Raw genomic sequence first — 6,945 nt, forward strand, 5'->3', positions numbered from 1 at the left:
GGATGCGATCCTCGTACTCGACGGGCGCTATGGACGACAGCGGCGTACTGAACGTGTCGCAAGCGTCCTACGACCACATCCGGCCGTACTGGGACCAGATCGGGGTGACCATCGCCGGCCGCCACGTCTTCGACATCACGGACGGCTGGGACGGGACGCCTCCGAGCGGGATCGACCACGTAGTCGTCGTGACACACCGGCCGGCACCCGAGGGCTGGGACCCCGAGGCGCCGTTTCACTTCGTCCACGGCGTCGAGGCGGCCGTGACCAAGGCGAAGGAGCTCGCGGGTGACCGCATCGTCGAGGTCGCCGCTGGCGACGTCGGCGGCCAGATGCTCGCCGCAGGTTTGGTCGACGAGGTACGCATGGACGTCGCACCCGTCGTGCTCGGGTCCGGCAAGCGCTACTTCGGCTCCGTCGACGCGCAGCACCTGCTGGAAGACCCGTGTTCGTCGGGTGGGAGGATCCGGNAGGTCGCCGCTGGCGACGTCGGCGGCCAGATGCTCGCCGCAGGTTTGGTCGACGAGGTACGCATGGACGTCGCACCCGTCGTGCTCGGGTCCGGCAAGCCGTACTTCGGCTCCGTCGACTCGCAGCACCTGCTGGAGGACCCAGACGTAGTTGTTCAGGGCAACCGGGTGCTTCACCTGTGCTATCGGGTGCGCCGTTGACCGATCTGAGCGGGTACGCGAAGAAGTCCACTGCGAACGGTGACACAAGATCGGGCCTCCGGCTGCGTTTGCGCATTGCTGCCCCGGGACCGACGCGCCAGCCAACATCCAGCCAGTGATTACACCCTCAACTGTGAAGAGCCCGTTAAGCGTCCTGGCCGGTTGCTGGTCGCACGCGTCAAGATCGAAGTCGACGCCGCTGACGCCTGAGCCCGCAAAAGAAGTAGAGCCTCGCTCCTTCTGGTGCGGGCTCTCTTCTTATTGAAAGTGAGCGTTTGACCGGGCGGCTCCCCAACACCTAAATGGGCTCCTCCTACCTGAGGTGAGGGTGGGCAGTCCGCCGACGATGAGCAGCATGCGTAGTCGGTAGTGCTCCCGGTTGCGGAAGCCGCGGGCAACGCGGCGGTGGCGTTCGATGAGGCCGTTGATCGCTTCGGTGCCACCGTTGTTCGCGCGGCCGGTGTCGAAGTAGGCCAGGAACGCCTCGCGCCACTGCTTGAGCGTCTTGCCGAGTCGCTTGATCTCCGGGATCGGGCAGGTAGGCAGCGACGCGAGGACCTTCTCCCCGATGCGCCGGCCCTCGATCGGGTTCTTGGCCTTGTAGGCCGAGCGGAGTCGTTGGGCGCACAGCCAGGCGACGAGCACTTCGTCGTGGCGTTCGTCGGCGACGATCGCCCGGTCGAGCCGTGCTCGTTGCCGCTCGGTGAGCTTCTCCTAGCCAAAGCGCAGGATCGTGCGGATGCCGTAGAGCGGGTCGTTCTTGCGTCCGCGGTGGCCGTGGATCTCCTGCTGCACCCGGCGCCTGACCTCGTCGACTGCTTGGGTGCCGAGCTTGACGACGTGGAAGGCTGTGGAGAACATTCAGGCGGGAGTCCCTGTGGAGGACGAGTCGGTTCGCGGAGATCGCTCCCGTACACCCCACCTCAGGCGGCCATTCGACTTCGCCGCTTATCATCGATCCACCATGAGCGAACGCGTGCACAAGATCACCTCGATGGGCGGCGATGCTCCTCGCGAGGGGCTTCCGACCTCGCCGACCGCGCCGAGCGCGGACGAGGGCCGCGCCCACGGCGTGGAGCGCGGCATCGACGTGGTGATGTCGATCCAGCGTCCCATCGTGCTGGCGCACCTGCGCAGCATCCGTCGCCACGCTCCCGGCGCGAACCCCGACCAGATCGTGCGCATCCTCGAGCGCCGGTACCTCGCGGCGGTCACGACCGGCGGCGCGGCCGTCGGCGCCACGGCCGTGATCCCCGGCATCGGCACGGGCGTGACCCTTGCGCTGTCGGGCGTCGAGACCGCGGGGTTCCTCGAGGCCACCGCCCTGTTCGCCCAGTCGGTCGCCGAGGTGCACGGCATCGTCGTCGACAACCCCGACCGCGCGCGGGCGCTCGTGATGACGCTCATGCTCGGGCGCGAGGGCGTCGACCTCGTGCGCCAGCTCGCCGGCCAGGCCAGCGGCCGCGGCGTCGCGCGCAACGTCTACTGGGGCGAGCTCATCACCAACAGCCTGCCGAAGGCGTTCATGGGCACGGTCGTCGACCGGCTCCGCCACGTCTTCATCAAGCAGTTCGCCGTGCGCGGCGGCGCGGGCATCATCGGCAAGGCGATCCCGTTCGGCATCGGCGCTGCCATCGGCGGCGTGGGCAACCACCTCATCGGCCGCAAGGTGCTGCATCAGTCGCGGCTGGCGTTCGGTCCTCCACCGGCACTGCTCCCCGCCGCGCTCGAGCCCCGCGAGGGCGACGGACTCCTCCGATCCACGACCTCGCGGATGACGCGAGCCGGCACCGCGGTCGGCGGCCTCGCCGTCACCACGAGCCGTGGCCTGCGCACGGCAGCGTCTCGTGCGGGTCGCAGCATCACCCGCGGGAAGCGCTCGACGGACGAGCACGCAGCGGACACAGCCGGAGACGACGAGACGGACGAGCACGCACGCTAGGCGCCGATCGCCTCCGCCTCGTCCTCGTCCTCCTCCTCGAACTCGTCGATCTCCTCCTCGCCCGCGTGCAGCGCGGCGAACCGCTCCCACTCGGCCATGAGCTGATCGACCGCGGCATGGAACCGGGCCGTGGTGACACCGGGGGTCGTGTCGCCGAAGTACCGTTCCACCCACACGCCGAGCCGAGTGAGCGCCGCCTCGTCGTGGGCGACCTCGTCGACCCGGGCGACCATCGATGCGGCATCCGACGCGTCGAGCCACTCGCACGCCTGCAGGTACCCGCCGGTGTCGATCTGCGCCTCGCGGTTCACCGGGCGGGTGATCAGCAGCGGCTTGCCGGCGGCGAGCCGGTCGTAGACCATCGCGGAGATGTCGACGATCGCCACGTCCGCCGCCGCCAGCTGCCAGCCGAGCGACGGGCCGTCGTCGTACACGTGCCGGGCGGTGGCATTCGCGGCGTTCGCGGCGGCGATCGCGGCGATGATCTCCCGGTTCGCGGCGCCGTACGCGTGGTCGACCACACCGGATCGCGGGTGCGGCCGGTAGATGACCCTGTGGCGCCCTGTGGCGAGCAGCCCGCGCACGAGCCCGACGCCGTGCGAGGCGATCGACCCGTACGCAGCGGCCCCGCGATCGCCCTCCCATGTCGGCGCGTAGAGCACGACCTCACGCTCGTCGGGCGTGTACGGCAGCGGCGACCCGTCGAGGTAGTGGTCGGCCTGCGGACGACCGATGGGGATGGCGCGCTTGTCGAAGTCGTAGTCCCAGAGCACCTTCTCGAGCCGCGTCCTGGCCGCGTCGCCTGCGATGAAGGCGTAGTCGTAGGCCTTGAACTGGTTCGTGGTCATGTACATCTTGTCGGACTCACCGTGGTTGATGAACACGTGCCACCGGCGCCCGTAGCGCATCATCTGGAAGTTCTTCGCGTTCTGGTTCACGTAGAACACGACGTGCAGGTCCTGGTCGTGGATGACCTGCTCGAGGTCGATCACGCGACGCACGTAGGCGACCGGCAACGGCGACTCGTCGAGGAGGGTCAGCGCCGAACCCGACGCGCGGCTCAGGATGAGCACCGGATGCCGCTTCGCGAGCTCGGCGAGCGGCTTGTACCACTGGCGCAGCTGGTAGAGGTTCACCCGTCCGTCGGCGAAGTATACGCCGACGCGGAAGTGGTGCGGCTCGAAGGGCGGTCGGTCGGCGAGCTTCTTCAGCAGCTCCCGCTGGGCACGCCGAGACCACATGATGTCCCTGGCCAGCTTGACGGCGCGCTGCGCGTCTCTCCGTAATCCCACCGTCCAAGGGTAGCGAGGGCACGTCGAGCGGATGCCGCGATGAAGGCGATCACGGCCGACCGAGAGGCGATCGTTACGCGTCAGACGATGGGAGGGCGCCCGGCGACCGTCATGCGCCACACCGTTCGCCAGCTGATCGGGCGCCGCTCCCCCGGGTGCTCGCGCCACCCCGCGCGCCAGCCGCCGAACCAGGCGCGCAGCGCCGAAGGGTTCCGCACCCAGCGAAGCACCTGGATCGCCGTCCACGAGCCGACGTACAGCGGCACGAGGACGGCAGGCAGGTTGCGCCGGGCGAGCCAGACACGGTTCCTGGCGTTCAGCCGGTAGTAGTACGCGTGGCGGGCCGGGTCGATCACCGGATGCCCCGCCTCGAGGTCGCCCGCGTACCAGGCGACATGGCCGGTGTCCCAGACACGCCAGGCGAGCTCGATGCCCTCGTGCGCGTAGAAGAACGGGTCCGCCCAGCCGCCCGTGGCGTCGAACACGGCGCGCGGCATGAGCACCGCGCCCTCCCAGCACGAGAACACGGGGCTGGAGTGCGCGGGGTCGCCCTTGCGGATGCGCGGGATCCACCGGCGCGGTGAGACCTCGCCGGTGGGGTCGACGACGCGGGGCTGGACGAGACCGAGCTCCGGGCGTTCGGCCAGCATGCGGCATCCGTGGGCCAGGAACCGCGCGTCGGGCAGGAAGGCGTCGTCGTCGAGGAAGAACAGCACGTCGCCGCCGACCTCGGGCACTCCGCGATTCCGGCCGGCGGGGATGCCGAGGTTCTCTGGCAGGTGCACGGTCTTCACGCCGTCGGGCAGCGCCGGGTCGGCGGTCGCCGGGTCCCAGCCGTTGCCGACGCACACGACGTCGACCACGACGTCGGCCTGGTCGAGCACGCTCCGGATGCCGCGGGCGAGGTCCTCGGGTCGCTTGCCCATGGTGAGCACCACCACGCCGACCCGCGGCCCAGATGAGGCGCGGCCCGGGGACGGTGCAGGCGCAGGTAGGTCAGGCCCGGACACGGCGGGAGGCCATGATCGCGACGAAGTGCCCGATCAGGGAGAGCAGCGCGAGCGGCAGCAGCACGGCGACCACGAAGCGGTCGACGAGCGGCTGGCCGAGGAAGAGGCCCACGAGCGCCGCGGCGAAGGCGATGAGCGTGAGCTCGACCGAGTGGTAGAGGCGGTGGAACGGCACGAACCGCGCGGCCCTGCGGAGCTTCGCGATGAGCCCGCCGCGCGGCGCGGTCTCGCCGTGCGTGTCGGCGAGCTTCGGCAGGCCCGCGTTCGCACGCGCGACGTGCACCATGTCGTTCAGCGCCTTGTTCAGCACGATGACGAGGGCCAGGAGTGCCGCGATCGTGGTCCACAGGAAGTCGGCCGGGAACTCGAGCGGGTAGGCGGCCGCGCGGATGCCGAGCGCGAGCGGGATGAGCGCCTCGGTCGTGTAGTGCCCGACCTTGTCGAGGAACACGCCGGCGGGTGACGAGGTGCGCCGCCAGCGGGCGACCTCGCCGTCGCAGCAGTCGACCAGCATCTGCAGCTGTCCGAGCACGACGGCGAGCAGCGCACCCCAGACGCCGGGGATGAGCAGGGCCGCCGCCGTCGACCAGCCGACGAGGATCATGAGGCCCGTCACGCCGTTCGCCGAGATCGGCGTCTTCAGCAGCAGCCACGTGAGGTACGGCGAGAAGCGCCGCAGGTACAGCGACGCCGTCCAGTGCTCCGCGTTGCGCCGGCCGCGCACCTCGGGCGGCTGGGTGACGGCGCGGAGCTCGGCGATGCTCGTGGGCCTGGCGTGAGCCTGACCGGCTTGTGACATCCGCGTCACCTTCCCGTGTGCTTGGCGATGTTGCTCGTCAGTGAGAGGTACCCGAGCACGAAGCCCACTCCCCACGAGACGTGTATGCACGGCAAGACTACGAGAAACCAGCCCGCGACCGCCGCGCCCCGCCCGCGGGCGTACGCGAGCGTCGCCGCGACGACGAAGAGCAGGTAGACGGCGGGCACGGCGAAGCCGAGGAGCAGCCACGGCGCGACGCCCATGGCCGCCTGCACGATGCCGGCGACGCCCACGAGCACGCCGAGGGTGACCCCGAGCACCATGAGGGGCGGGATGAAGTACCGGATGCCGTTGGCCGCCGGGAACCGCCGGGCGAGCTCGCCGCGCCACAGCCCGGTCGAGAACATCTGCCGCGCGAGGCGCTCGACCGACGAACGCGGCCGGTACATGACGGCGAGCTCGGGCGTGAACCAGACGGTGCCGCCGGTCTCGCGGAGGCGACGGTTCAGCTCCCAGTCCTGGCCTCGCTTGATGGTCTCGTCGAACAGCCCGACGCGCTCCAGTGCGGTGCGGCGGAACACCCCGAGGTAAACGGTCTCGGCGGGGCCCTCGACGCCACCGACGTGGAACGCGGAGCCGCCGAGCCCGACCTTGGTGGTGTAGGCAAGCGCGACCGCGCGTTCGAACGCGGTTCTGCCGTGGGCGTCCATGATGCCGCCGACGTTGTCGGCGCCGGTGCGCTCGAGCACGCCGACGGCGACGCGCGCGTAGTCGGCGGGCAGCATCGAGTGCGCGTCGACGCGCACGACCACGGGGTACTGCGCGGCGCGGATGCCGATGTTCAGGCCCGCTGGGGTCGATCCCACCTCGTTCTCGAGCACGCGCACCCGTGCGTCGCGGGCGGCGAGGTCGGCGACGAGCTCGGCGGTGCCGTCGATCGACGGTCCGAGGGCGATGAGCACCTCGACCGGGCCCGTGTAGTCCTGCGCGAGGATCGACTCGACCGCCGCGCGCACGTGCGACGCCTCGTTCAGCACCGGCATGACGTAGGAGACGCCGACGAGCGGCGACGGTGTCGCCTCGTGGTGCTGCTCGGGCATGTTCCTCACTCGCTCGGGTCGATCGAGCCTAGCAGTCGAGCCGCGGCGAACGATGAAGGGCCGGGATCCCGTGCGGGTTCTGACGGTGGTCGCAACACCCTGATTTTCAGGAGGTTGCGGCCACCGTGTCGTTTTCAGGGGATCGTGCGGAGCTGAGGGCGGAGTTCCTC

At 70.1% G+C, this 6,945-nt stretch carries 6 protein-coding genes and 2 pseudogenes; 3 read left to right on the forward strand and 5 right to left on the reverse strand.

Features of this window, described 5'->3' with window-relative positions; genetic code table 11:
- The coding region (locus ASG80_RS12975; RefSeq protein WP_156401835.1) for a dihydrofolate reductase family protein at positions 1–470 on the forward strand (470 nt) is incomplete at both ends.
- Between the two features lies 1 nt (position 471).
- Positions 472–671, forward strand: a pseudogene (locus ASG80_RS24480) (dihydrofolate reductase family protein); the annotation flags it as partial.
- A 258-nt stretch (positions 672–929) separates the two neighbouring features.
- Here the strand turns inward: ASG80_RS24480 and ASG80_RS12980 are convergent.
- Positions 930–1,520 (reverse strand): annotated as a pseudogene (locus tag ASG80_RS12980) (transposase); the annotation flags it as partial.
- A 115-nt stretch (positions 1,521–1,635) separates the two neighbouring features.
- Here ASG80_RS12980 and ASG80_RS12985 point away from each other — a divergent pair.
- A complete protein-coding gene (locus ASG80_RS12985; protein WP_056731367.1) occupies positions 1,636–2,613 on the forward strand; it encodes a hypothetical protein in 978 nt (325 codons plus the stop codon).
- Here ASG80_RS12985 and ASG80_RS12990 read toward each other — a convergent pair.
- The 4 genes from ASG80_RS12990 to ASG80_RS13005 all read right to left on the reverse strand — a co-directional run bounded on the left by ASG80_RS12990 (position 2,610) and on the right by ASG80_RS13005 (position 6,775).
- Positions 2,610–3,905, reverse strand: coding sequence for a hypothetical protein (locus ASG80_RS12990; RefSeq protein ID WP_056731369.1), 1,296 nt, complete (start codon positions 3,903–3,905; stop codon positions 2,610–2,612). The two genes, ASG80_RS12985 and ASG80_RS12990, sit on opposite strands and share 4 nt — an antisense overlap.
- Positions 3,906–3,985: 80 nt before the next feature.
- Positions 3,986–4,846 carry a glycosyltransferase family 2 protein gene (locus ASG80_RS12995; protein ID WP_369816261.1) on the reverse strand — a complete coding sequence of 287 codons (861 nt, stop codon included), beginning with the start codon at positions 4,844–4,846 and terminating at the stop codon, positions 3,986–3,988.
- Between the two features lie 55 nt (positions 4,847–4,901).
- Complete coding sequence (locus tag ASG80_RS13000) at positions 4,902–5,714, reverse strand: CDP-alcohol phosphatidyltransferase family protein (RefSeq protein ID WP_056731371.1); 813 nt, start codon at positions 5,712–5,714, stop codon at positions 4,902–4,904.
- Between the two features lie 5 nt (positions 5,715–5,719).
- On the reverse strand, positions 5,720–6,775 hold the full coding sequence (locus ASG80_RS13005) for a glycosyltransferase family 2 protein (protein WP_056731373.1): 1,056 nt from the start codon (positions 6,773–6,775) through the stop codon (positions 5,720–5,722).
- Between the last annotated feature and the right edge of the window lie 170 nt (positions 6,776–6,945).

It is taken from the genome of Agromyces sp. Soil535 (genome assembly GCF_001428255.1).
Classification (GTDB): Bacteria; Actinomycetota; Actinomycetes; order Actinomycetales; family Microbacteriaceae; genus Agromyces.